At 56.3% G+C, this 22604-nt stretch carries 26 protein-coding genes; 13 read left to right on the top strand and 13 right to left on the bottom strand.

What is annotated here, in order from left to right; translation table 11 throughout:
• Nucleotides 1-9 precede the first annotated feature (9 nt).
• Complete coding sequence (locus tag EYC98_RS17425) at nucleotides 10-825, top strand: enoyl-CoA hydratase-related protein (protein ID WP_279246670.1); 816 nt, start codon at nucleotides 10-12, stop codon at nucleotides 823-825.
• Nucleotides 826-845: 20 nt separating this feature from the next.
• Here EYC98_RS17425 and EYC98_RS17420 read toward each other — a convergent pair whose 3' ends face one another.
• Both EYC98_RS17420 and EYC98_RS17415 read right to left on the bottom strand, forming a co-directional pair.
• Complete coding sequence (locus tag EYC98_RS17420; protein ID WP_279246669.1) at nucleotides 846-1640, bottom strand: MOSC domain-containing protein; 795 nt, start codon at nucleotides 1638-1640, stop codon at nucleotides 846-848.
• A 47-nt stretch (nucleotides 1641-1687) separates the two neighbouring features.
• Nucleotides 1688-2854 (bottom strand): aminotransferase-like domain-containing protein, encoded by a 1167-nt coding sequence (locus EYC98_RS17415; protein WP_279246668.1) that lies wholly within the window; start codon nucleotides 2852-2854, stop codon nucleotides 1688-1690.
• Nucleotides 2855-2962: 108 nt separating this feature from the next.
• On the opposite strand from EYC98_RS17415, the gene EYC98_RS17410 reads away from it, so the two are divergent.
• Entirely contained in the window at nucleotides 2963-3838 is an 876-nt protein-coding gene (locus EYC98_RS17410) for an AraC family transcriptional regulator (RefSeq protein WP_279246667.1), read from the top strand.
• 36 nt (nucleotides 3839-3874) lie between these two features.
• On the opposite strand, the gene EYC98_RS17405 is transcribed toward EYC98_RS17410, so the two are convergent.
• The 6 genes from EYC98_RS17405 to EYC98_RS17380 all read right to left on the bottom strand — a co-directional run bounded on the left by EYC98_RS17405 (nucleotide 3875) and on the right by EYC98_RS17380 (nucleotide 9200).
• Nucleotides 3875-4921, bottom strand: a complete 1047-nt coding sequence (locus tag EYC98_RS17405) for a 3-ketosteroid-9-alpha-monooxygenase, oxygenase component (protein ID WP_279246666.1) — start codon at nucleotides 4919-4921, stop codon at nucleotides 3875-3877.
• A 108-nt stretch (nucleotides 4922-5029) separates the two neighbouring features.
• Nucleotides 5030-6346: a dicarboxylate/amino acid:cation symporter gene (locus EYC98_RS17400; protein ID WP_279246665.1), complete on the bottom strand. Its 1317-nt coding sequence runs from the start codon at nucleotides 6344-6346 to the stop codon at nucleotides 5030-5032.
• 99 nt (nucleotides 6347-6445) lie between these two features.
• Nucleotides 6446-6766, bottom strand: coding sequence for a hypothetical protein (locus tag EYC98_RS17395; protein ID WP_279246664.1), 321 nt, complete (start codon nucleotides 6764-6766; stop codon nucleotides 6446-6448).
• A gap of 29 nt (nucleotides 6767-6795) precedes the next feature.
• Nucleotides 6796-8190: a M20/M25/M40 family metallo-hydrolase gene (locus EYC98_RS17390; RefSeq protein ID WP_279246663.1), complete on the bottom strand. Its 1395-nt coding sequence runs from the start codon at nucleotides 8188-8190 to the stop codon at nucleotides 6796-6798.
• Nucleotides 8187-8636 (bottom strand): pyridoxamine 5'-phosphate oxidase family protein, encoded by a 450-nt coding sequence (locus EYC98_RS17385; RefSeq protein ID WP_279246662.1) that lies wholly within the window; start codon nucleotides 8634-8636, stop codon nucleotides 8187-8189. Before EYC98_RS17385 ends, EYC98_RS17390 begins: the two co-directional genes overlap by 4 nt.
• Before the next feature lie 30 nt (nucleotides 8637-8666).
• Nucleotides 8667-9200: a retropepsin-like aspartic protease family protein gene (locus EYC98_RS17380; protein ID WP_279246661.1), complete on the bottom strand. Its 534-nt coding sequence runs from the start codon at nucleotides 9198-9200 to the stop codon at nucleotides 8667-8669.
• 167 nt (nucleotides 9201-9367) lie between these two features.
• Between EYC98_RS17380 and EYC98_RS17375 the strand changes: the two genes are divergently transcribed.
• Nucleotides 9368-9985, top strand: a complete 618-nt coding sequence (locus EYC98_RS17375; RefSeq protein WP_279246660.1) for an NUDIX hydrolase — start codon at nucleotides 9368-9370, stop codon at nucleotides 9983-9985.
• Here EYC98_RS17375 and EYC98_RS17370 read toward each other — a convergent pair.
• Nucleotides 9982-10620, bottom strand: coding sequence for a DsbA family oxidoreductase (locus tag EYC98_RS17370; protein ID WP_279246659.1), 639 nt, complete (start codon nucleotides 10618-10620; stop codon nucleotides 9982-9984). The genes EYC98_RS17375 and EYC98_RS17370 overlap by 4 nt on opposite strands.
• A gap of 115 nt (nucleotides 10621-10735) precedes the next feature.
• Here EYC98_RS17370 and EYC98_RS17365 point away from each other — a divergent pair, with 115 nt between their 5' ends.
• The 3 genes from EYC98_RS17365 (at nucleotide 10736) to EYC98_RS17355 (ending at nucleotide 14023) form a co-directional block, all read left to right on the top strand.
• Nucleotides 10736-11137 carry a CBS domain-containing protein gene (locus EYC98_RS17365; protein WP_279246658.1) on the top strand — a complete coding sequence of 134 codons (402 nt, stop codon included), beginning with the start codon at nucleotides 10736-10738 and terminating at the stop codon, nucleotides 11135-11137.
• 169 nt (nucleotides 11138-11306) lie between these two features.
• On the top strand, nucleotides 11307-13292 hold the full coding sequence (locus EYC98_RS17360) for an SDR family oxidoreductase (RefSeq protein WP_279246657.1): 1986 nt from the start codon (nucleotides 11307-11309) through the stop codon (nucleotides 13290-13292).
• Nucleotides 13293-13339: 47 nt separating this feature from the next.
• Entirely contained in the window at nucleotides 13340-14023 is a 684-nt protein-coding gene (locus EYC98_RS17355; protein WP_279246656.1) for a DNA-3-methyladenine glycosylase I, read from the top strand.
• A gap of 22 nt (nucleotides 14024-14045) precedes the next feature.
• Here the strand turns inward: EYC98_RS17355 and EYC98_RS17350 are convergent, their stop codons facing one another.
• A complete protein-coding gene (locus EYC98_RS17350) occupies nucleotides 14046-14450 on the bottom strand; it encodes a nitroreductase/quinone reductase family protein (protein ID WP_279246655.1) in 405 nt (134 codons plus the stop codon).
• Between the two features lie 166 nt (nucleotides 14451-14616).
• Here EYC98_RS17350 and EYC98_RS17345 point away from each other — a divergent pair, with 166 nt between their 5' ends.
• Nucleotides 14617-15312 (top strand): histidine phosphatase family protein, encoded by a 696-nt coding sequence (locus tag EYC98_RS17345; protein WP_279246654.1) that lies wholly within the window; start codon nucleotides 14617-14619, stop codon nucleotides 15310-15312.
• Between the two features lie 129 nt (nucleotides 15313-15441).
• Here EYC98_RS17345 and EYC98_RS17340 read toward each other — a convergent pair whose 3' ends face one another.
• Nucleotides 15442-15564, bottom strand: coding sequence for a hypothetical protein (locus EYC98_RS17340; protein WP_279246653.1), 123 nt, complete (start codon nucleotides 15562-15564; stop codon nucleotides 15442-15444).
• Between the two features lie 267 nt (nucleotides 15565-15831).
• Here EYC98_RS17340 and EYC98_RS17335 point away from each other — a divergent pair, with 267 nt between their 5' ends.
• From EYC98_RS17335 to EYC98_RS17325, 3 genes are all read left to right on the top strand, one after another.
• Nucleotides 15832-16215, top strand: coding sequence for a hypothetical protein (locus tag EYC98_RS17335; RefSeq protein ID WP_279246652.1), 384 nt, complete (start codon nucleotides 15832-15834; stop codon nucleotides 16213-16215).
• 12 nt (nucleotides 16216-16227) lie between these two features.
• Nucleotides 16228-16641 carry a hypothetical protein gene (locus EYC98_RS17330; protein ID WP_279246651.1) on the top strand — a complete coding sequence of 138 codons (414 nt, stop codon included), beginning with the start codon at nucleotides 16228-16230 and terminating at the stop codon, nucleotides 16639-16641.
• A 74-nt stretch (nucleotides 16642-16715) separates the two neighbouring features.
• Complete coding sequence (locus EYC98_RS17325; protein ID WP_279246650.1) at nucleotides 16716-17168, top strand: ExbD/TolR family protein; 453 nt, start codon at nucleotides 16716-16718, stop codon at nucleotides 17166-17168.
• Nucleotides 17169-17197: 29 nt separating this feature from the next.
• Here EYC98_RS17325 and EYC98_RS17320 read toward each other — a convergent pair whose 3' ends face one another.
• Nucleotides 17198-17860, bottom strand: a complete 663-nt coding sequence (locus EYC98_RS17320) for a nitroreductase (RefSeq protein ID WP_279246649.1) — start codon at nucleotides 17858-17860, stop codon at nucleotides 17198-17200.
• A gap of 138 nt (nucleotides 17861-17998) precedes the next feature.
• Between EYC98_RS17320 and EYC98_RS17315 the strand changes: the two genes are divergently transcribed.
• Together EYC98_RS17315 and EYC98_RS17310 are read left to right on the top strand one after the other, a co-directional pair.
• Nucleotides 17999-20146 (top strand): PQQ-dependent dehydrogenase, methanol/ethanol family, encoded by a 2148-nt coding sequence (locus EYC98_RS17315; RefSeq protein ID WP_279246648.1) that lies wholly within the window; start codon nucleotides 17999-18001, stop codon nucleotides 20144-20146.
• Between the two features lie 117 nt (nucleotides 20147-20263).
• The gene (locus EYC98_RS17310) at nucleotides 20264-21625 is read left to right on the top strand and encodes a DUF1329 domain-containing protein (protein ID WP_279246647.1); all 1362 of its coding nucleotides are present in this window, start codon (nucleotides 20264-20266) and stop codon (nucleotides 21623-21625) included.
• An 18-nt stretch (nucleotides 21626-21643) separates the two neighbouring features.
• On the opposite strand, the gene EYC98_RS17305 is transcribed toward EYC98_RS17310, so the two are convergent.
• Nucleotides 21644-21844, bottom strand: a complete 201-nt coding sequence (locus tag EYC98_RS17305) for a hypothetical protein (protein ID WP_279246646.1) — start codon at nucleotides 21842-21844, stop codon at nucleotides 21644-21646.
• A gap of 164 nt (nucleotides 21845-22008) precedes the next feature.
• Between EYC98_RS17305 and EYC98_RS17300 the strand changes: the two genes are divergently transcribed.
• The gene (locus EYC98_RS17300; RefSeq protein ID WP_279246645.1) at nucleotides 22009-22581 is read left to right on the top strand and encodes a lipid-binding SYLF domain-containing protein; all 573 of its coding nucleotides are present in this window, start codon (nucleotides 22009-22011) and stop codon (nucleotides 22579-22581) included.
• Nucleotides 22582-22604: the final 23 nt, after the last annotated feature.

The following is a 22604-nucleotide window of genomic DNA, read 5'->3' as shown; positions in this document are numbered from 1 at the left end:
GACCTGACTATGAGCAGCATTCCCCAACTGACCGACGCGCGACTGGAGCTGGACCAGCGTGTCGCTACACTCACCTTCGACCGCGATGATGTGCGTAATGCACTCACGGGTACCGCCCTGATTGACGACATTGTCGACACAGTCAACTGGATCAATCGTTGCGAAGACGTTTCTGTACTGGTGATTACCGGCGCCGGCAAGGCCTTTTCATCGGGCGGCAACGTCAAGGAAATGCGCGATGGTAACGGTCTCTTCGGCGGCACTCCCGCTGCGATTCAGGAGCAGTACCGGCACGGTATTCAATCGATACCGCTGGCGCTAGAGGGCATCGAAGTACCCACCATCGCAGCCATTAACGGCGCCGCTATCGGTGCTGGCTTCGATCTGTGCAATATGTGCGATATCCGTATTGGTTGCCCCGAGACGCTGGTCGGTGAAACCTTCATCAACCTGGGCATCATTCCCGGTGACGGCGGTGCCTGGTTTTTGCAACGCGTTGTCGGTTATCAACGGGCGGCGGAACTGACTCTCACCGGGCGTCTGGTAAAGGCTGATGAGGCACTCGACATCAATCTACTGATGGAGCTGGTACCCACTGAAGAATTAATGCCACGCAGTCTGGAAATCGCCCGGCAAATTGCCGCCAAGCCACCGCGCGGTGTCAGGATGAGCAAACGGTTACTTAAGGCCGCACAGCGCATGGAGCTCAAAGATCTGCTCGACATGAGCGCCAGCATGCAGGCCATCAGCCATCAGATGGATGACCATCGCGAAGCGGTTGAAGCGTTTCTGGACAAGCGTAAGCCCGAGTTTAAGGGAGACTGAGGCAGGCTCAGCAGTCGCGCCTATTCCAGAACCGTTACTGCATCACCCACCGCCAGGCTTCCGCTCTGGCGGTACAGCAGATTCTGCCCGAAATAGGTTTTACGATCAGCGCCGCGGCGATGCTGGGCGAGGGCCTTGAGGACTTCTGGCTGCTTGCGCCCGCTACTCTGGTCTATGGCAGGCATCACGCAGCGTGAACAGGGTTTAACCAGGTCAAACTCCATAACGCCAATACGCAGTCGCCGCCAGCTATCTTCGGCATAAGGCTCTGCGCCGCTCACAACCAGATTGGGCCGAAATCGATTCATGCTTATCGGAGCTTGCAGATGCCGATTGAATGCCTCCAACGACGCCGACCCTATCAGCAACAGCGGAAATCCGTCCGCGAAACTCACCGTCTCCCCCTGTCTGGCATAGTCCGGGTCTACTGCGCGCCGACAGGTGTCTGGCATATAGACCAGACGACAGTCACGACCCAGGCGCTGGCTCAGCCACTGGGCCGCATCAGGGCCCGCATCCAGAGCCACAACACTATCTCCCCACACCCGCACCTGACGCTGCTGCGCATCTGCCACCGGTGTAGCCACCCCAATCTGCTCGCCATCACCGCGCAATACTAGCCCGTTCGCATCATGCTGCGTTTGCAGGGTAGCCATCTGCGGCAACTCGCGCTGGCTTAGAAACTGGTCATCACTGTCAACAACCAGCCAGCGGCGGTCCCCCTCTAGCCCAAAGCGGTCAAGCGTGGACTGCAGCAGGCTCTGCCCACCCAACGATTTCACCGGATAAATATTCAATTCGCTGAGCGCTAACATACGGCCATATCCTTGCTTAACTGACTAGCGACTGGGCGGGCATTTTCTTATCCGGCATCTTGCCGCTGGAGCGTCTCAATGGCAACGGCTAGCCTCGCCACTGCCTCTTCGATGGCCTGCTCATTGCAATGGGTGAAGTTTAGTCGCAGCGCAGGTCGGACTGCTACGTCAGCCGGGTAGAAGGCCTCACCAGGCACCACGGCTACCCCGCAGCGCAGCGCTTCTGCCGCCAGCGCTCGAGCGTCGATGTCCTCCAGTTCCAGCCACACAAACATACCACCGCAAACCGCCGCAGGCTGCCATCCTTGTGCCTGCAGTGCCCCCAGCAATGCCCGATAACGGCGCCGATAGCACACCCGCAAACGCGCCAGATGACGCGGAAAGCTCGCCTGCGATATCACCTCAAGCAGTGCCGCCTGTAACGGCACATTGGTGTGCAGGTCAGCTGCTTGCTTGACCAGCACCAAAGCGTCAATAAACTGCCGCGGTCCGCTGACCATACCCAGGCGCATTCCCGGTGTGGAAATTTTAGAACTGGAACGCAGGACCAGCGCCTGTGACGGTAACGCTGCCGCTACCAGTGGCAATTCCTCACCGGCAAACCGCAGATTGCGGTAAGGCGCATCCTCTACCAATAGCACCCCGAACTGCTCACACAGAGCGGCGACCCGCTCACGCGTCGCCAGCGACCAACAAATACCGGTGGGATTATGGAAGTCCGGTACCGCATAAAACAGGCGCACGTCACCGGCGGCAAACAAACTTTCCAGTTGCTGTAAATCAGGCCCCTGCGGCGTTTGTGCCACCAACCGCACAGCGGCATCAGCCAGCTCAAAGACCTGCAACGCCCCCAGGTAACAGGGAGCTTCCACTACCACCACATCACCCGGGTTGAGAAAAGCCCGTGCGATCAGGTCCAGCCCCTGCTGCGAGCCGTTGCTGATCAACAGATCATGGTCGGCGGGAATCGCCAGCAGGTCGCGCAGGTAATCCAGCAGTGGCGGATAACCGCGCGTCTCGCCATACTGAAACAGTTGCGCCTGTTTACCCACAGTTTGCATCGCCGCTTCTATTTGGCGCATCGGAAATAGCTCAAGCGCGGGCAGTCCTCCTGCCAGAGAGAGCACATTGTCGGCGCTGGCGGCACGCAAAATATCGCGTATATAGGATGGACGCATACGCTGCAGGCGATCTGCGATCGGAATAGCGGTCATAGTTAGGAATCCACAAAGCCTGAGGTGGACAGCATCCTACACAGGTATTACCGATACGATTTGTCCGTATATGCTTTATAGTTTGTCCAAACATGCTATTTTTACGCAATGCCAACGAGCGACGATTACATCAATCGGGTCAACCGTGTACTCAACCTGATTCACCGAGACATCGCGGCGGACCTGTCAGCGGATCGACTGGCCGTCGCCGCCACATGGTCTGAATCGCATTTTCACCGTCGCTTTCGCCAGGTAACCGGTGAGTCGGTGCACGGTTATATCCGCAGGACGCGCCTGGAACAGGCCGCCAATCAGCTGATGTTTAACCCCGATCGGCCGGTCATCGATATCGCTGAGCAGTGTGGTTTTCAATCGCTGTCCTCATTTGGCCGAGCCTTTCGGCAGACCTGGCAGATGAGTCCCGGGCGCTGGCGGCAGCAGGGGCAGCAACGTGGGCCAGCCCCCTACCTCGATGATGCAGAAATTGCGGCGAGTTTTGAGCGCATAGCGCTGCAGCCATTGCCAGCGCCACAGCTGCTAGAATTTTCGTCTCAGGCGGTTGCCTATGTCAGGCATCGGGGCTACGGGCGTAGTATTCGGTTGGCGTGGCAAATGCTGCAGCACTGGGCGCAGCAGGAAGGCCATGCCAGTGACCGCCAGATTGGCCTGCATCACTCCAACCCGGCGCTGGTGCCGCTGGCAGAGTGTCGCTATGTGGCCTGTTTGGCGATAGAAGATTCGCTACCGCGGCGCGGCGCGATCAGCAGTATGCGCATCCCCGGCGGGTTGCATGCCGTGTTCAGGCTGCAAGGACGCTACGGAGAGTTACTGCCCTGGCTGAGCCGGGTGCAGCAGGAGTGGCTACCAAGGTCTGGCTTGCGGCCGCGCACAATACCCGCTCATGTGCGCTACCAGCGCAACCAATTTCTGGACAGCGAGGAGCGCTTTGAACTGGAGCTATGCCTGCCGGTAACGCTAGGCTGAGCAGAGCCACGCTGGTGGCTTACCCAGCGCCAGACGCTAGATAGTGCGATGCTCTTTGCGGGCAACCAGTGATGGTGGAATGTCTGCCACATCAAGATAGAACTGGGTGTACCACTTGCGCACCATGTTAATGGGCCCGTCACCGTCGCACATCAGGGGATTGTCCACCCGCACCTTGTTATTCCAGACATCAACATCCTGCTGAAAGGCCTCGATATTGGTCTGAAAATACTCGTCAAGCATGGCGCTGCTTTCTGCTTCGGTCTTGCCCTCTACCTTTTTAACCATGACACCAAAGTTAATATGAAACAGCTCGGTGTGCACCGGCACGTGACTGACTAGTAAATGCACGGTCATCGGAGTGCCATCCATCGCGCCAGTCATTGTGGTCGTCATGTACGCGGGGCCCTCGTAGGTAGCCACGCTGGTCATAGGCACATCGCCCTCGGTCAGCAAATCGTGACCGCCCGACATGAACTGCTTGAAAACATGACCGTCCTGCACATTGCGGAACTCGTAAACACTGCGGGTATAGTGAATCGGGCCAAAGTGCGCCAGATCCGCCATATTATCCACCAATTCGCGGCAGTTGCTGGCAATCGGTATCCGCGTCATTTTCCAGTCGGTCCACTCACCTGAATAGTAATCGTCTATCTTACTGGGATACTGCTCCTCCAGCGGGGGATTATTCTCCGGGTCGTTCCAGACGAAGAGCAAACCGTTCTGCTCGGTGGTTGGCCACGACTTGATACAAGCCTTGGCGGGGATTTTCTTGGCATAGGGAATATCATCACACACGCCATCGGCGCCCCAACTCCACTCGTGGAATGGACATACCACCGAGTCACCCTTGACAGTGCCCAGGCTCAGGTCGCCACCCATATGCGGACAGTAGGCGTCCAGCACGTGCACTTCACCATCGTCGGCGCCGCGGTAGGCCACCAATTTAGCACCGAAATACTCGAGTTTCTGCGGCTCGCTGGTAAAGTCCGTGGCCTTGCCCAGCACATGCCAACCGCGCGCATAGCGCTCTGGAATAGGCTCTGACTTGATTTGATAGGGTACTTTCTCTGCAGCAGTCATGGCGCCACCTCAATCAATTTTGATGGGGGTAGTATGAGCGCCGTATCGTCTGCCCGCATCGTCTGAAAAGACTAGAGAGGCACCGTTAGAGTCACAAATTGATACAGATCAGGCTTTTATATCCGTTTCCGCACTGACCACCACTGCCTGGGTCAGCGTATCGGCCTTGGGGTCTTCATAGACATCGAGATCTATGGCACCCTCACTGCTCGCCACGATAAGTGTGACTGCGGCATCACCTGTAACATTGACTGCCGTACGCACCATATCCAGCAAGCGGTCGACACCAATAATCAGCGCAATTCCCTCAACTGGCAGCCCGGCTTGCTCTAGCACTAGAGCAAGGGTAATCAACCCGACTCCGGGCACCGCAGCGGTACCGACAGACGCCAGCGTCGCTGTCAAAATCACGGTCAGGTAGCCCACCGCACCAATATCAACGTTGTACACCTGGGCAATGAATACTGTCGCCACGCCCTGCATAATCGCCGTGCCGTCCATATTGATGGTAGCGCCCAAGGGCACTGTAAAGCCGGCCACTGAATTCTTGACGCCCATGCGCCTCTCTACTGCGCGCATGGTAATCGGCATGGTCGCCCCGGAAGACGCGGTACTGAAGGCAAACGCCCACACTGGACGCAACTTACGCCACATTATCAGCGGCGACAAACCACTCAATGAGCGCAATAACACACTATAAGTAACCAGACCGTGTATCAGCAGCACGAAAACTACGGTCAGGAAGTACTTACCCAGGTCCAGAATGGCGCCTACACCAAGCTGCGCGAAAAGTTTCACCAACAGAGCAAACACACCGTAAGGCGCCAGCGCCATCATCACTTCGACCATCTTCATGATCACTTGCTCAAAATCACGAAAGAAGTCTGCAATCCGCACGCCGGCCTCACCGGAGCGTGAAATCGCATAGCCCAGCAACAGGGCAAAGACTATGATTTGCAGCATCTTGCCATCGGCCATTGCCCGCACCGGATTGGTCGGGAAAATATTCACGATTACATCGGACAGTGGAGGGGCCTGCCGCGGCACATAAGCAGAGGACGCTACCATATCAACCCCTTCACCTGGGCCTGTCAAAAGCGCGACCATTAAAGCTGTGCCAACCGCAACCGCCGTCGTCAGCAGATACAGCAGCATCGTCTTACCGGCAATCGATCCCATACGATTGCTGTCACCCAATGATGACGCACCACAGATCAATGATACGAATACCAGTGGCACCACCAAAACCTTGAGGGAGGCAACGAAAATTCGGCCCACAACGTCTAAAACACCATCAACCAGATACGCAGAAAGAAACTCCTGCATGCCAGCGCTAAGCCAGCCTTGGGTAGTAACCAGATTGAGCAGAGAGCCTATAAAAACGCCCGCCACCATCGCGATCAGTATGCGCGAGGTTAAGCTCATGTCGCTTCCTTTTTATTCTGAGGCGAGTGGATAGACACAGCGCGGAACTCTATCCCAGCCGCTGCTTTCGGTAAAGGTGAATAATCACCACGCCGCTAACTATTCGGTGGCTTCAGGGCAGCGACCTTCGACAACTCGAAGTACTCGCTCATCGCCGCAGGCACCACAGAAATTACCATAATCTCCATAAAAGTCGCCTTCTCCCCAGCCACACACCGGATCATATTGCAGGGTGCAAATCTGCGGCCTTACTTCTGGGCAGGGCTCGCCTGCCGGCATCAGGTCAGCCGCGCCAGCAGTTGTAGTTGTAGTTGTAGTTGTAGTTGTAGTTGTTGTAGCGTTAGTGTCCGCTTCCTCAATAGTACCCGCACAACCGGCCAGCGCTATCAAAACCAAGGCACACAATATTCTTCCCAACATAGTCTTTCCCTCTGCAAGCAATCGCTGCGTCATGGTTGAGTTCCCATTTGTATCATCTGCACGGCAATATCCACTGTCTTCTCAAAGCTGGCAACCGACAGTTGCTCATCGGTACCGTGAATCTGCGCGCCCTGCTCCATACCTATCAGCGCACCGTGAAAGCGGTAATGGTTATCGGCTAGATCCAGATAATGCCTGACATCGGTGGTAGCCGGTAACATGTAAGGCAGCACCAGAGTATTCGGATAAACCGCCTCCACCGCCCTACTCACTTGAACAAATCCAGGACCGTCGATCTGGGCTACCGGTGCCTGTCGCGCCGTATTAGCCGCTCTGGTAATTTTGACCGCGGGATCATCTACCAGTTCAGTCACCCGTTCGATAACCATTTCAGCACTGTCACCAGGCAACAACCTGAAGTTAATCCGTGCCTCCGCCATCTGGGGAATCACATTTTCCTTAACCCCCGCATTAAACATCGTCAAAGCAGTTGTAGTCTGAACAAACGCGGCTGTGGTGGGGTTGCTCTCCATTATCCGTGCAATCAACCAGTCGCTTAACCATAAGTTGTTAAACAGAAAGCTCTGGGGGAAATCCACGTGTGGCGCCATACGTTCCAACATAGCGTCGATCGGGGGCACAATTCGGGCAGGAAACGGGTTGTCTTCTACCTTCTTTACTGCCGCTGCCAAACGGCCAATTGTGGTTACCCGCGGCGGGCGGGATGAATGGCCGCCCTCGCCTTCAACACGGAAAATCAGTGTCAAATAAAGCTTTTCAGCAACCCCAATCAGCGCCACCTGCTCGCCGGGGACCAAGGGGTTGTCGTTAAACATCATGCCGCCTTCATCCACCATCCAGTCGAAGTAGAAGCCCTCTTCTTTCAGGTAGCGGGCGATCTCGCCGGCGCCCTGCACTCCACTGACTTCTTCATCATGGCCGAACGCAAATACCACCGTACGGGCGGGCGCATAACTCCGAGCCAGAAGCCTTTCTACCGCCTCCAAAAGCGATATCACACCCAGCTTGTCATCCAAGGTGCCGCGACCGTAGATCACACCGTTCTCTATGACACCGTCAAAAGCGGGATGGGTCCAGTCTGCTTCGGTGCCGGGTTCCACCGGCACCACATCCATATGAGCCGTAAACAACACCGGTTTTGCCGTGGTCTCACTGCCCCGCCAAACCAGTACCAGACTGAAGTCATTGATCACTTTCACTTCCAACTGCGCAAACGTCTGCGGGTAGGTCTCACGCAAAAATGCATGCAACCCCAGAAACGCCTGCTCATCAACCTGATTGCGATCCTGATGACTGATGGTGGCAAAACGCACCGCAGCCGCCAGGTTCTCTGCAGCCGGACCGGCCTGCAGGCTGGCCAACGGTAGCAGTAGCAATGCCAGCAGTAGCGGTATGCGCATCATGCCCGCCACACGCGCTTATTGGTGCTACCGAACATCTCTGACAGCTCGACCCGCTGCGGCGTGATACGCACCGCAACAAAGTCTTCGGCAGTGGGACCTTCTGGCCAAAAATCGGCAAGGTCATAGTCCATCACTTCCCACACATGCTCCAGCGTGGCGGGGTCATCCAGCAATTCTGCCGTACCACGCGCCATAATGTGGATAAACTCAGGGGGTGCTACCTGCCATTGCACATCGATGGCCGGGTTGGCCGCCAGCTGCTTGGCCTTGGGCGAAGACTTTGACGTACAAAACCACAGTACGTCGCCCTCCCAGGTGGGATGGACCAAGCGCACGCGCGCCTCACCCTTATGTACCGTCGCTACCGCAGACCATACTGCTTTAGCCGACGCAGCAGCGACGTCTGCAAAAAATGTCTCCCGATCAGATTCAGACACATTGCTCATTTTGACTCTCCTTATTCACTTTATTATTAACTACCGCGGTCCCGCCAAAGCCAGTCGCAGCGTCATCGTATCGCCTTTCTGGACAATTTCCAGATCGCGCAAAAAAGACATGCCCAGCAGTACCTCTTCACCGGGCATATCCGGAATTACCGAGGCAGTCACCTCACCCCGCTCGATCGGACCGAGTCGGACCTGATCCAAGGTTACCAACCATGTGGAGACTATGCCTCCTGCGGTGAGGCTACGCGATGGTGTGCCGGATGTTAACCCCAGTCGGCTGGCGACAGCAGCGGGAATACCGATGTTGGTTGCGCCAGTGTCCAACAAAAAAACCACTGGCTGCCCGTTGATCTCACCGTTGGCCAGATAATGGCCCATGACATTACGTTCCAGCACGACACCCGTGGCACCGTCGGCCGAGTTCACCAACCGCAATTCCTGATTGGGATTGCGACGCTCATCAAGCATACCGGTGAAATACAACGTCATTAAGCCCAATGCTGTTACCCAGAACAAGCCAAACATCCACGGCCCGAACGCATCTTTATTACTGATAGTTTCCACTCCTGTATCAACCTTATTTAATCCACGCCCAGCTCTCGCGGAGACGGCTCACAAGCGCACAGCAACCGTGCTGGATATCGGCCCACTGGTCAACGCCTAACTGCAGCTCAACCTGGGACTCGGGTTTTTGGTAGTATACGCTCAGTGAAACTCGAGGACGTCGGCACATGACGCCGTTACAACAAGCGCTGGCGCAATTATCTGTCAGACCCGCATTCCAATTTCCAGAGCAGGCTGTACCGAACAATTTCGGCCGCGCAGCCGTACTCATACTGTTTTGGGAGGAGCACGGAATAACGCAAACATTGCTAACCGTTCGCGCCGCTCATCTAAGGAGTTTTGCCGGTCAGGTTTGCTTTCCTGGTGGACGCCTCGACCCGGGTGAAGATTTCGCTCAGGCTGCGCTGCGAGAAACCGAGGAAGAAGTCGGTATCAATAGAGGCGATGTTGAACTAATGGGACGCCTCGATGACGCCTGGAGTGGTGGCGGCTATTTAATGCAACCCTGGGTCGGCTATTTGGCGCGTGCGCCACAAACCCAACCTAACATTGAGGTTGCTCGCGTGCTGACGTTGCAGATTGACGACAGTCTGAAAGTGAATCAGGAAGCGCGCGAGCATCGCGGCATACAGTACCAGGAGAGCGTCATTGATCACGACGGTGAACGTATCTTCGGGCTAACAGCGGACTTGCTGTTGGAAGCAGTCGACATGCTGGAGCAGAAAAACCAAAGCCGAGGCGTCACTCGTCTCGACAGCCTGCGCCGGTTTACGGCGCTTGCCTAGACCAGCCCTGCGGCAATATCTTCGCGCGCTGACTGCAACAACATCTGAAATACCGGCACCGGCTGCGCACCCTGAATAACCTCACCATTCTCTAGCCGAAACAGGGGGACACCCTGAATACCGGCTGCCGCGCATTCGTCAACGCTGGTACGCACTTCATCAGTATAAGCGCCCGAAGCCAGCATTTGCTCTACGGCTGTAACGTCCAAATCAGCCGCTGCTGCAACGTCCAGCAATACCTGCGGACTGCCAATATCCTGTCCGCGCTCAAACCCCGCACTCATTAGCGCCTCTATGGTCTGATGCTGTTTACCCTCGCTAGCAGCATAGGCCACCAGGCGATGAGAATTAAGCGTATTAGGAATAGTCTCATTGCGCTCAAAGGCAAACGCTATGCCTGCCTCAACGCCTACGGCCGCAATCCGCTTGAAGGCGTCACCGCCCCCCGCGCCGAAACGGGCCCGCATAAACTCCTTGCGCGGTACGCCGTCCATCGGTATCTGCGGGTACAGTTGGTAGGCGTGCCAACGAGTATCAAGGTTGGTCAAACCCAGGTTGCGAGCTGCCATATCGAGGTGCCGTTTACCAATAAAGCACCACGGGCAAATATTATCTGAGTATATGTCTATGCGCATAGCGGGCTCTTCGCCACCGTAATCACCAACCAGTATACATAAAACAGAGCGCAAATTATCGGTAAGCATTCACGCGTTATTGGTCTAAACTTATTAAAAAATAAGGAGATAGCTTATGCTTAGATCTGTACAGCTGAAAGACTACATGACGGCACGCACGGTCACCATCAATGCCGAAGCCGAAATGGCCGAGGCCATCAAGCTGATCATTGATAACAAGATCTCCGGCCTTTGCGTGGTTGATGATTCGGGGCGACTGGCCGGCATTCTGTCCGAGCTCGACTGCCTGCGGGCCATTCTTAGCTCCACCTATAATCAGGACAAGATAGGTCGCGTCCGCGATTACATGGCCAGCGAGAATCTGGTGGTTGCCAACCCACATGAAGATATCACTGACGTAGCACAGGATATGTTGCTGAAGAACAAGCGCCGTCGGCCGGTAGTAGAAGACGGCAAACTGGTCGGTCAGATCACTTGCCGACAGCTGCTCTCTGCAGTGATGGCATTCAACTCCTGAGCAACTCGGCCAAACGGCGCACCTACCAGCGCGCTGTATGGCAACTTCACACCGGCGTCATCTAGCGTTGGATAGACGGCTGGCAGCCGTTGTTCAGGCGGAAACTAAATTGGCACATCACTAAGGCGGCCACACTTAGGCAGCAACTGACTTTTTGGAGGAAGATTTAATGGGCTATTTCATAACCGGCGGCACCGGATTTTTAGGTCGCAATTTTATCGAAAAATTGAGCCAACGCGAGGGCACCATCTTTGTACTGACCCGCGCCGGGTCAGAGGAAAAATTTGCCGCGCTGCAGACCCGCTTTGGCGACAACAGCGAGCGGCTGGTACCCGTTTTGGGAGACCTGCGGCAGCCCAACCTGGGGCTGGACGCCGAGACGATTGCCGAGATCAGCGGTCAGGTTCAACATTTCTGCCACTTCGCCGCCATCTATGACATAGCAGCGTCAGCCGAACAACAGTCTGCGACCAACATCGACGGCACTCGCCACGCCATTGGCCTGGCTCAGGCGCTCAAAGCCAGCTGTTTCCAGCATGTGAGTTCAATAGCCGCCGGCGGTCTCTATAACGGAACATTTCGTGAGGATATGTTTGAGGAAGCAGAAAACTACGAGCACCCTTATTTCGCGACTAAACACGAATCTGAACGTATCGTGCGCGAGGAATGCCAGGTGCCATGGCGTATTTATCGACCGGCGATGGTGGTGGGTGATAGCCAGACCGGCGAGATCGACAAGATTGACGGTGCCTATTACTTCTTCAAGTCACTGCAGAAAATGCGCAAGGTGCTACCGCCCTGGTTCCCACTGATCGGTATAGAGGGCGGCAAATTCAATGTGGTACCAGTGGACTATGTGGTTGCCGCAATGGACCACATTGCCCATCTGCCCGGTCACGACGGCGACTGTTTTCACCTCAGCGACCCCGAGCATTACAGCATGGGCCGGCTGATCAACATCTTTGCCGAGGCGGGACACGCACCGCGCCTGAGCATGCGTCTGGATATGCGCATGTTCGGATTCATTCCCAGTTTTGTTCGCGACACCATCGCCGGCCTGCCACCCATCAAGCGGGTAGTAAGCACCGTACTGGCCGATATGGGCCTGCCGGATTCAGTCACCATGTTCCTCAATTACCCCACTCGCTATGACAACCGGGATACCGAGCGAGCGCTCAAGGGCAGTGGCATCAGTTGCCCCAGTCTGCCTGATTACGCGCCAGTTATCTGGGATTACTGGGAGCGTAAACTGGACCCGGACCTGTTTATTGACCACTCACTGGAAGGCAACATCAAGGATAAGGTCGTGCTGATCACAGGCGCCTCCTCCGGCATTGGCAAGGCTTCGGCCATCCGCCTGGCCGAGGCCGGCGCGCACGTGCTACTGGTGGCGCGCTCCGCCGATAAACTCGCCGAGACCGCTGCTGAGATCGCCGAAGTAGGTGGCCTCTCAACCTCTTATACTGCCGATGTTTCCGATATGGAGGACTGTGACCGCCTGGTCGCTGAAGTTCTGGCCGCGCACGGCTTCGTCGATATACTGCTCAATAATGCCGGCCGCTCTATTCGCCGCTCTATCGAGCTGTCTTTTGACCGCTTTCACGATTTTGAACGGACCATGCAAATCAACTACTTTGGTGCAGTGCGGCTGATCTGCGGCTTTGCACCCAGTATGCTGGCCAGGGAATCGGGACATGTTATCAATATGTCATCAATCAGTGCGCTAACACCAAGCCCCCGCTTCTCTGCTTATGTCGCCTCCAAGAGCGCCCTGGACGCCTGGACCCGGGCGGCAGCCGTGGAGTTTTCCGATCGCAATGTGCGCTTTACCACCATCAATATGCCGCTGGTGCGCACCCCCATGATCGCCGCCACTACCGTCTACGATTCAATGCCGGTACTGACCCCGGATGAAGCGGTCGATATGGTGGTGGAAGCGGTTATCAAGAAGCCCAAGCGTATAGCCACCCCCATGGGCGTAGGCCTGCAGGTTATGACCGCGTTGGCGCCCAGGTTCTCAGAAGTGGTAATGAACGTGGTATTCCGCATGTTTAATGACTCTGCCGCTGCCAAGGGTGATGCAACACCAGAGAAGATCGAAGTCTCCAATGAGCAGGTAGCGCTGGCATCATTGATGAAAGGTGTGCATTTCTGAGCCCACAGGCATGGGAAAAGGGTACCGCGGTTGGGTAGAATAGAGTCATGCCATCATTTGACGATATATACGCCACTGCCTGCGCCCGCAAGGGCGGCGAGAAGCAGCTCAAAAAGCTGCTGCCAACCCCTGCTTCCAAACGCACGCTGGGAAGACTACCCACCGACCGCTATCTGGCCGAGTTCTGCAAAAAGATTTTTCAGTCCGGCTTTGTCTGGCGCGTGGTCGAGGCCAAGTGGGACAACTTTGAGGAGGTGTTCTGGGACTTTGAAGTTAGCAAGCTGATCATGATGCCAGACGATATGCTGGAGCGAAAAGCCAGCGACAAAGCCATCATCCGCAACTACCGTAAAGTGCTGGCCATCCGCGAAAACGCTTTCATGATTCACGAAACAGAGCAGCGCGAAGGTGTCAGCTTTGGAAAATTCATTGCCAACTGGCCCAGCGACGATATTGTCGGTCTTTGGCAATACCTGAAACAACACGGCTCCAGACTGGGCGGCAACACGGGCCCTTATGCCCTGCGCAGCCTGGGCGTAAACAGCTTCCTGCTATCTCGCGATGTGGAGGGCTTTTTGCGCAACCACAAGATCATCGAAGGCGGCATCAACACCAAAACCTCGCTGTCACGCAGTCAGCAGTTTTTTAACGACTTGCACGACCAGTCTGGCCGCAGTCTCAGCGAGTTAAGCCGGATGGTGTCTTACTGCCACGGTGACAACTACGTCTAGACAGCACACCCACCTGCAGCAATTACTGTACTGGGTCGAGTCGCAATAAATAGCGTGGCGGAAAGCCGGTCAAAATACGAAAACCAAGGCCCAGTGCATTCGCCTCATTAATGCGGTCATGCTCAGCGCCCTCCAGTGGCACCGCAATATAAATGCCCTGCCCGGCAGCGTTTTCGATTTCAACGCGCGGATTAGCCAAGGCCTCACGATACCAGGCCCGGGGCCAGTGATTGGCCGCAATATACAGCTGCCCATCTGTCTCCAGCTGCGCCAGCACTCGCTGCGAGCGGGTGCCATCTGTAGCCTGCGTCGTGATCTTTAACGTCCCCTGATTGGCTGGCTGAAAATACCCCAGCAAAGACTCAAAAGTAACAACCACACCGACGTAAACCAGCAGTAGAATTGCGACCATTTTAATTATTTTCATTATTATCTCCCTCCAAAACCTGTAGCCGCAGAGCCAGCCACCTGTGGTAACTGAAACTGAGCGCCAAAAATTCTCGCTACCTAATGCCACCAGCACTAAGACAATGACGGCAACCGTTGGATAATGGCATAGTAAGCGCCTTCAGTACCAGCCAGGATAAACCGCCATGACAGAAGCCCCAACCTACCGCCAAACTCGCTTTGTACGCCCACCGGGCGCCACTGAAATTTTGCTGGTGCGCCACGGTGAATCAAGACCTGCCAGCACTGACAATCCTTTTCCGCTAGTCGATGGACAGGGCGACCCGGAACTGGCCGAGGTGGGCCGTGATCAAGCCATACGCCTGGGGCAGCGACTTGCCGACCATCCCATTGACGCGGTTTACGTGACGACCCTGCGGCGCACGGTAGAGACAGCTCAGCCACTGTGTGACAAAAAGGGACTCCAGCCCGGTATCGTCGGCGACTTACGTGAAGTACATCTGGGTGAATGGGAAGCCGGTGTATACCGAATCATGGCACATCAGGGAAACCCGTTGGTAGCCACGCTACATGAAGAACAGGAGTGGGGTGTCGTACCCGGCGCAGAAACTAACGCCCAGCTGAATCAACGGGTAGCGCGTGGGTTGCAAGGCATTATCGCGCAACACCCGGATCAGGTCGTAATGGTCGTCGTACACGGTGGCGTTATCGGCAGCATTTTACACCAGGCCACCGGCTCACAGCCGTTTGCCTTTAGTGGTGCCGACAATGGTTCTATCAGTCATTTGGTGGCCCATGAGGGCCGTTTGAGTCTGCGCAAGTTCAACGATACCAGCCATCTGTCCCACTTTATTGGGGCAGATATCAGCTTGCCGACCTGAGGGGTTTGCAACGTAGTTAGCAAGCCCGGCGGGCGCCGGTAGTCAGGTCTAAGGGATTTTACTATGCGCTTAGGTCGCTAAAAGCCTGGGGATTCCAGCGCAAGCCTCGCTGAGCGAGCCTTGGGGTGCTTAGAGCAGCAGCAGGCCTAGCCCGGCAATAGCCAGCATCGCGCCGCCTACTCCTGCCAGACATCCGCTGAGCCAGTATAGCTTTCTGGGGTCCATGATTTCTGCATCCATTGTCGTGTTCACTGTTTCTTTCCGCCGTAACATTGATCCTATGGTCGGCATCATGCCCTGATCGGGGCACAATTGTTGCGACACAGTTCCCACTTTTCAAAGTTTGGGTGCGACTGCTCCAAAGCCCGGCAAACGCTCAGTAATCCGCCACAGAGCCACCGGTTGAACCTTTTTGGCACTTTTTTTGCGTCAGGTGCATCTAAACGGCTGTTGCCCGCATCATTACTAGTGAAGACTAAACTTTTCAGGGGAATTGATTATGAAAATGCAGCTGCTGGTATGGGCGCGCTCGGATTCTGGCTATTCATAGCCGCCATCGTACTGGGCGGAATCTGGGATTCTGCCCGCAAGCGAGAAACTCAACAGGAAACCCTGCGCCGCGTCATAGAAAGTGGCGCCAGTGTGGACCAGGCCACGGTTGAGCGGATACTCGGTTCTCACAGCGACCCACAGAGTAATGCCCGCGACCTCAAAGTCGCCGCCACGATTGTGCTGTATATCGCGCCAGGGCTGGCGATTCTGGGCCTGTGTATCTGGTTCATCAATCAGCAGGCGTTGCTACCCATCATCGGCGCTGCGACTCTCATGGCCTTTATCGGACTGGGTTTACGGGCTGCTGCACGTATTGCAGAAGGCACCGACCAGCAAGACAGCAGCAACTAGGCAACCGCCCCCTTGTCCACTGCTGACAAACACTACCAGGACGGGCCCGAGCCATTGCTGGTCAAACTCGCCCGGAGCGGCGACGAGCATGCCTTTACTGAATTGCTGCAACGGCGCCAGCAACTGGTCCTGCGACTGGCGCTGGCCGCCCTGCTGATCATTGGCGAATGGCTGCTGGACGCACCGCTACAGCAGTTAGTGCAACAGCTAACACAAGCCGTCACCCAATCATTGGTCAGCGTAGACAGCCGCTGGCTGGAACTGGCGCTGACACCCGTCAACAGTGCCGCCAGTATTGTCGCCGTCATCCTGCTAAGCGCGCTATATTTATCGCAGACTGGGCCGCTAGTGTGCCCCCGCATTTCCCACCAAAAATTGATGCGCCTCATGCGGCTAAATAGCTTCAATTGTTATAGTTTGCAGTAAGGCACAACTTCTATTTTTCTCAAGCGGTTCCGTCTGAATTGTTTGGCGGGTGCGCCGCTATCCGGGAGACAGACATGGAAATGTGGTTTGATCGGGTCGGTGTGGATGATCGTGGCGTACACAGAAAACGTGTCAGTCGGCAAAAAGAAGATAATGATGTCGAAATTAATCTCACCCCCATGCTTGATGTGGTGATGATAATGCTGATTTTCTTTATCGTTGCCGGCACCTTCATCACCGAAGTCGTGATTGAAGTGGGTCGAAATCAAACGACTAATCAAGCGAGCTCAAGCCCCTCCGAGAATATCAGCATACTCATCACTGCCAGCAACGAAATCTGGATCCATGGACGCCGTATAGATGCAAGATCAGTACGCGCCAACATCTCGCGACTGCACGCCGAAAAGCCTGAAGCCAAGGTAATGCTGCGCGCCCACAATCATTCCCAGACCAGAACCGTTGCCGCAGTGATTGATAATTGTCGTGAAGCCGGAGCCTCTAATATCGCCCTGAGCACCTCGAAATAGCAACACGCCGGGCGTCCACAAAGCGGATTTCAGTCGCGAAACACCACCGATTCTGACAAAGGTGCCCGCGAGGTGCGGGTCGCATTGGCGGGCACCGAGGTATCTTCGTAGCCAAAGCTGATACCAAACAGCAGCTTAACCTCCGACTCAATACCAAAGGTATCACGCACCAATTGCGGATGATGGCCCATGGTACCCTGGGCACAGGACGCCAGCCCGTGAGCCGTCAGCGCCAACATCAGGGTTTGCGCGTACATACCCACGTCGGCCGCAGAGCTCTTGCCAAAGTTCTCATGCATACACAAAAATGCCACATGCGGCGCATCAAACATTTCAAAATTACGAAACGCAGCTGCCGCCCGCCCCGCCTTATCTTCCCACTCTATGCCCATAGCGTCGTACAGTGCCGCTGCACAATCGCGCCGTCGTTGCCGCCAGAGCTCGCCCATTTTGCCAGAGTCACTGTGGTCAGGGTGCCCTTTTTCGCCGGCGCGTGCCCGCCGCTTGAATTCCTCGCGCAGCGTGACCAGCGTGTCACCTGAGGCCACGTAAACTTGCCACGGCTGAATGTTAGTACCTGATGGTGCCCATTGCGCCAACTCGAACACATTATTCAATGTGCTCTGGGGGACCGGGTCCGGCAGAAACCCGCGGATTGAATACCGGCCACGAATCGCTTCTTCAACTGTCATGCGAATAATTAAACTCCCATCGATAAATGTGCTGCGGCCGTCACTATAGCGCCGTTGCGGCGCTAACGTAAACGCGACAGCCCTTGGGCCAACACCTCTGACTTGGTAAGCTAAAGCCACATAATAATGAGAGTATCTATGCCAACTCCCACCGAGCTATACCGACTCCTGCTATGCCTGTTGTTGACTGCCAGCGCCGCCAGCGTGGCGCAGATGCCTGTAGACCAGCCACGCCTTTTACAGGCGGCCAGCGACGGCGATAACTGGCTGGCCCATGGGCGCGACCTACAGGAAACCCGGTTCAGCCCGCTCACCCAAATCAACACCGACTCAGTCGAGCGCCTGGGCCTGGCATGGAGCTTTGACGTCCCTTCCACCCGAGGTCTGGAAGGCACCCCCCTGATTGCCGACGGCATTATGTATGCCACCGGCAACTGGAGTGTGGTGCATGCTCTGCAAGCCGACACTGGGCAGTTGCTGTGGAGTTACGACCCCGGTGTGGACCGCCACCGCGCCAATGTCAATTGCTGTGGCGTGGTCAATCGCGGCGTAGCGCTGTGGCAGGACAGCGTCTACGTAGGAACGCTGGACGGTTATCTGGTGGCGCTTGACCGTGCTACCGGCGCCGAGCGCTGGCGCACGCTCACGATCGACCAGAGCCAACCCTATGCGATCACCGGCGCCCCGCGTATCGCCAACGGTGTAGTCGTTATCGGTAACGGCGGCGCGGAATATGGTGTGCGCGGCTATGTTGGCGGTTATGCGGCTGACAGCGGCGAACAACTGTGGCGCTTTTACACCGTGCCGGGTAACCCGAAACTGGAGTTTGAAAACTCGCAGATGGAGATGGCAGCGACTACCTGGCACGGCGAATGGTGGAAAATGGGTGGTGGCGGCACTGTCTGGGACTCGATCAGCTATGACCCGCAGCTGGACCTGCTGTACATCGGGGTCGGCAATGGTGGGCCGCACAACCGGGAAGTGCGCAGCCCGGGCGGTGGCGATAATCTGTTCCTCTCCTCCATTGTCGCCCTGCGTCCGCAGACTGGCGAGTATGTCTGGCATTACCAGCAGAACCCGGGCGAGACCTGGGACTACACCGCCACCCAGCAGATGATTCTCGCCGATTTGCCCTGGCAGGGTGAGGTCCGCAAAGTCTTGATGCAGGCACCCAAGAACGGGTTCTTTTTTATTATCGATCGGACTAACGGTGAATTGCTATCGGCCGAACCCTTTGTCCCGGTCAACTGGGCCACCGGCTACGACCTGAGCAGCGGGCGGCCTATAGAAGTGCCCGCGGCACGCTACGTTGATGAACCGTTTATGCTTCACCCAAGCGGGCTGGGTGGCCACAACTGGCACCCGATGTCCTACAACCCTCAAACCGGCCTCGTGTACCTGCCAGCGCTGGATTTTACGGCACCGATGGCACAGGAAGATAACTTCACCTGGAACCAGAATCATTGGAACCTGGGCTACAAGGTAGAACGATCACCATTCGGCAACTTGCTAACACAGGCGTTGCTCAAGCGTTTGATCAATAGCTACCTGCTGGCCTGGGATCCTATAAAACAACGCGAAGTGTGGCGGGTTCCGACCCCTAAAATGGGCAACGGCGGCGTCCTCTCCAGCGCCGGCGGCCTGGTGTTCCAGGGCACCACCGACAACCGCTTTAACGCTTACAGCGCCGCTGCAGGTAAGCTGCTATGGAGCTTCGACTCACAGCACGGTATTGCCGCACCACCGGTTACCTACGCCGTGAATGGTGAGCAGTACGTGGCGGTCATGGCTGGACGCGGCGGCGGCTACAGCCAGGCCATTGGGCTGGACCACCAGCCAGCCACCCCCAAACGCCGCATACTGGCTTTCAAACTCGACGCTAGCAACCGCTTGCCCGCCTATGAATTACCCGCCAGCCGCGAACGCCCACCGCCGGTGAATGCCGATGCCGATGCTATTGACCGTGGCGGCCAGGCCTATACCCGTTTTTGTTCGCGCTGCCACGGGGCATCAGCGGTGTCCGACGGCAGTGTGCCGGACCTGCGCAAGCTTAATCACTACTGGTATGAAAATTTTGACGAGGTGGTGCGTGGCGGCAGTATGTCCGCCATGGGCATGCCCGCCTTCGATGACGTGCTTTCCGCCAGCGCTACCCAGGATATTAAGGCCTATGTTCTCAGCCGCGCGCATGATCAGTGGGAGATTGATCAAACCAGCGACTGGTGGCTGGATGTTAAGCGTTGGTTGGCGGACTTGGCCGCTGCAGTGCTCATGCTATTCGCCTGAGCCCAGCTGGTCGCGTCGATTTGCAGCGAGGGCTTTCAGCCCAAAACTTGATCTATCTGATAGCGACCTAACGAAGCTCAATGCAGACTGGCCTTATAATTTTAACAGGACGCTAACATGAATCATCGCTGGGCCACTGCACCCTTATTGTTATTACTGACCGTCAGCCAAAGCCTCTGGGCTGGCGCAACCGCCGAGCAGGTCACCAGCCTAGGTGGTGAGACCTATACGCCCGTCGGCGCAGAGCGGGCCGGCAACGCTGAAGGTACCATTCCCGCTTGGCAGGATGGACTGAGTGAAATACCCGTAGGCGACATTGACAGTCAGGGACTGCTAAACCCGTTTGCCGATGAAAAGCCACTGTTTCGGATCGATGCCAGCAACGCCCAGCAATACGCGCAGCAACTCAGTCCAGGGCAATTGGAGCTACTGAAACGTTATCCCGACAGCTATTATTTCCCGGTCTACCCCGGCCATCGCGTGTCCACCTACCCCACTGATGTGCTCGAGCAGGTCAAACGCAGCGCCGCCGGTGTCGAGCTGGTCGAAGGCGGCAATGGCTTGCGCAACCTGAATGGCACCACCGTACCGTTTCCGTTTCCCGACTCCGCGCTGGAGGTGATCTGGAACCACATTACTCGCTACCGCGGCGGCAGTGTTGAACGCACCTATAGCCTAATACCGGTGCAGGCCAACGGCGTATTCAGTCCTGTCGTGTTTCAGGATCTGCTGGTATTTGGCAGCCATTTCCCGGCCGGCGAAGTCAGCCCCAACCGCCTGTTTCTGTACCTGTCACGAATTCTCGAGCCGGCACGTCTGGAAGGCGATGTGCGACTGGTGCATGAAAACATTGATCAGGTTGCCGAGCCACGGAACGCCTGGGTTTATAACGCGGGGCAGCGACGGGTGCGCCGGGCGCCAAACCTGTCTTACGATGGACCCGGCTTCGCGGCCGATGCCCTCAGCACCACCGACGACCTGGACGCCTATAACGGCGCCCCCGATCGCTACAACTGGGAGCTGCTCGGTAAGCAGGAGCTATACGGACCAACGAATGCCTATCAATTTCACTCAAAAACACTGAAATATAAAGACCTGATTATGCCCGGCCATCTCAACCCTGAGCACACGCGCTACGAACTGCGCCGGGTCTGGGTGGTGCAGGCCACGCTCAAGCCTGGCGAGCGACATGTCTACGCCAAGCGCGTGTTCTACGTTGATGAGGACAGCTGGGGCGTGGTGGTAAAAGACCAGTATGACGGCCGCGGAGAACTCTGGCGGGTGGGGCAGAGCCACAACATCTTCCACTACCAGGCCAAAGTTCCCTGGGGCAGTGACGTGATGAACGACCTGGTCTCCGGCCGCTATCTGATAACCGGTCTATCCAATGAGATCCCTAACTACGCCTATGTCTGGGGTAATCCCGCCAAGGCCGCCGATTTCACCCCCGCAGCACTGCGACGCACGGGGCGGCGCTAGCACTTAGCGTGGTTCGGGTTAAGCCTGCACGACGCTAACCGTAACAGTTGGTTCGTCGACCTCAGCGACTGCGGACTCGACCCTGCGGTCGATAAAGGCGTCACCGGACTGGTTCAGGATGGCGAGCGCATCTATGCCGCCGTCCAGTCCACCGACGGCGGCAAGGTACTCATGCTTGATGCTGCGCTTAACCCACTGGAAACAATCTACTTGCAGCATGCAGAGACAACTGTGAATTTTACCGAACCCTCTTAAAAGCGCTGCAAATCAATTACTATAGCGCCAGCAATGAAGCGTCGGAACACGCGCCAGCAAATGCTGCTGCAAATACTCGAGCTTTGACCCCTTCACATCAATGATAATCGCCACTCAAAGGTAACCCCATGCAACGACTTCTCGGCAGTTTTTTAATCGCACTGGCACTGGTACTAACCGCCAACACCAGTCTGGCAGATAGCTATAGCGACGCCATCGAGTCATTCAAGAGCGCTGACGAAACCGCAGAGTTCTTCAGTGCAAGCTATGGCTACGCGATCTTTCCTACTGTAGGCAAAGGTGGCATCGGCATCGGTGGAGCCCATGGTAAAGGCAGGGTTTACGCCGCTGGCAGCCATATTGGCGATTCTTCTATGACGCAGGTGACCTTCGGGTTTCAGCTGGGCGGTCAGGCCTTTAGCCAGATCATCTTCTTTGAAGATGCCCGCGCCCTGAAAGAATTCACCTCCGGCAATTTTGAGTTCAGCGCGCAGGCCACGGCGGTAGCTATTACCGCCGGCGTATCTGCTGAAGCCAATACCGGTGGGGGTGCCACAGCCGGTGCCAGCGGTGGTACAAATAATGCCAATATGGCACACGGTGGGTTCCGTAAAGGCATGGCGATTTTCACTGTCGCCAAGGGTGGCTTGATGTACGAAGCCTCACTGGGCGGCCAGAAATACACTTACAGCGCGAAGTAGATACTGTGTCGGGGGCGGATATC

It is taken from the genome of Candidatus Litorirhabdus singularis, from assembly GCF_026262625.1.
In the GTDB taxonomy this organism is placed as follows: domain Bacteria; phylum Pseudomonadota; class Gammaproteobacteria; order Pseudomonadales; family Halieaceae; genus Litorirhabdus; species Litorirhabdus singularis.
This window is presented reverse-complemented; position numbering and strand designations above follow the sequence as displayed.

What these genes read in the sequence shown, in the direction of transcription:
- EYC98_RS17410 (WP_279246667.1), top strand. Translation starts at nt 2,963, where the DNA reads ATGCCAACGAGCGACGATTACATCAATCGGGTCAACCGTGTACTCAAC.
- EYC98_RS17360 (WP_279246657.1), top strand. Translation starts at nt 11,307, where the DNA reads ATGGGCTATTTCATAACCGGCGGCACCGGATTTTTAGGTCGCAATTTT.
- EYC98_RS17400 (WP_279246665.1), bottom strand. Translation starts at nt 6,346, where the DNA reads ATGAGCTTAACCTCGCGCATACTGATCGCGATGGTGGCGGGCGTTTTT.
- EYC98_RS17325 (WP_279246650.1), top strand. Translation starts at nt 16,716, where the DNA reads ATGGAAATGTGGTTTGATCGGGTCGGTGTGGATGATCGTGGCGTACAC.
- EYC98_RS17300 (WP_279246645.1), top strand. Translation starts at nt 22,009, where the DNA reads ATGCAACGACTTCTCGGCAGTTTTTTAATCGCACTGGCACTGGTACTA.
- EYC98_RS17395 (WP_279246664.1), bottom strand. Translation starts at nt 6,766, where the DNA reads ATGTTGGGAAGAATATTGTGTGCCTTGGTTTTGATAGCGCTGGCCGGT.
- EYC98_RS17405 (WP_279246666.1), bottom strand. Translation starts at nt 4,921, where the DNA reads ATGACTGCTGCAGAGAAAGTACCCTATCAAATCAAGTCAGAGCCTATT.
- EYC98_RS17415 (WP_279246668.1), bottom strand. Translation starts at nt 2,854, where the DNA reads ATGACCGCTATTCCGATCGCAGATCGCCTGCAGCGTATGCGTCCATCC.
- EYC98_RS17355 (WP_279246656.1), top strand. Translation starts at nt 13,340, where the DNA reads ATGCCATCATTTGACGATATATACGCCACTGCCTGCGCCCGCAAGGGC.
- EYC98_RS17375 (WP_279246660.1), top strand. Translation starts at nt 9,368, where the DNA reads ATGACGCCGTTACAACAAGCGCTGGCGCAATTATCTGTCAGACCCGCA.
- EYC98_RS17390 (WP_279246663.1), bottom strand. Translation starts at nt 8,190, where the DNA reads ATGATGCGCATACCGCTACTGCTGGCATTGCTACTGCTACCGTTGGCC.
- EYC98_RS17370 (WP_279246659.1), bottom strand. Translation starts at nt 10,620, where the DNA reads ATGCGCATAGACATATACTCAGATAATATTTGCCCGTGGTGCTTTATT.
- EYC98_RS17345 (WP_279246654.1), top strand. Translation starts at nt 14,617, where the DNA reads ATGACAGAAGCCCCAACCTACCGCCAAACTCGCTTTGTACGCCCACCG.
- EYC98_RS17350 (WP_279246655.1), bottom strand. Translation starts at nt 14,450, where the DNA reads ATGAAAATAATTAAAATGGTCGCAATTCTACTGCTGGTTTACGTCGGT.
- EYC98_RS17425 (WP_279246670.1), top strand. Translation starts at nt 10, where the DNA reads ATGAGCAGCATTCCCCAACTGACCGACGCGCGACTGGAGCTGGACCAG.
- EYC98_RS17365 (WP_279246658.1), top strand. Translation starts at nt 10,736, where the DNA reads ATGCTTAGATCTGTACAGCTGAAAGACTACATGACGGCACGCACGGTC.
- EYC98_RS17310 (WP_279246647.1), top strand. Translation starts at nt 20,264, where the DNA reads ATGAATCATCGCTGGGCCACTGCACCCTTATTGTTATTACTGACCGTC.
- EYC98_RS17385 (WP_279246662.1), bottom strand. Translation starts at nt 8,636, where the DNA reads ATGAGCAATGTGTCTGAATCTGATCGGGAGACATTTTTTGCAGACGTC.
- EYC98_RS17320 (WP_279246649.1), bottom strand. Translation starts at nt 17,860, where the DNA reads ATGACAGTTGAAGAAGCGATTCGTGGCCGGTATTCAATCCGCGGGTTT.
- EYC98_RS17315 (WP_279246648.1), top strand. Translation starts at nt 17,999, where the DNA reads ATGCCAACTCCCACCGAGCTATACCGACTCCTGCTATGCCTGTTGTTG.
- EYC98_RS17335 (WP_279246652.1), top strand. Translation starts at nt 15,832, where the DNA reads ATGGGCGCGCTCGGATTCTGGCTATTCATAGCCGCCATCGTACTGGGC.
- EYC98_RS17305 (WP_279246646.1), bottom strand. Translation starts at nt 21,844, where the DNA reads ATGCTGCAAGTAGATTGTTTCCAGTGGGTTAAGCGCAGCATCAAGCAT.
- EYC98_RS17420 (WP_279246669.1), bottom strand. Translation starts at nt 1,640, where the DNA reads ATGTTAGCGCTCAGCGAATTGAATATTTATCCGGTGAAATCGTTGGGT.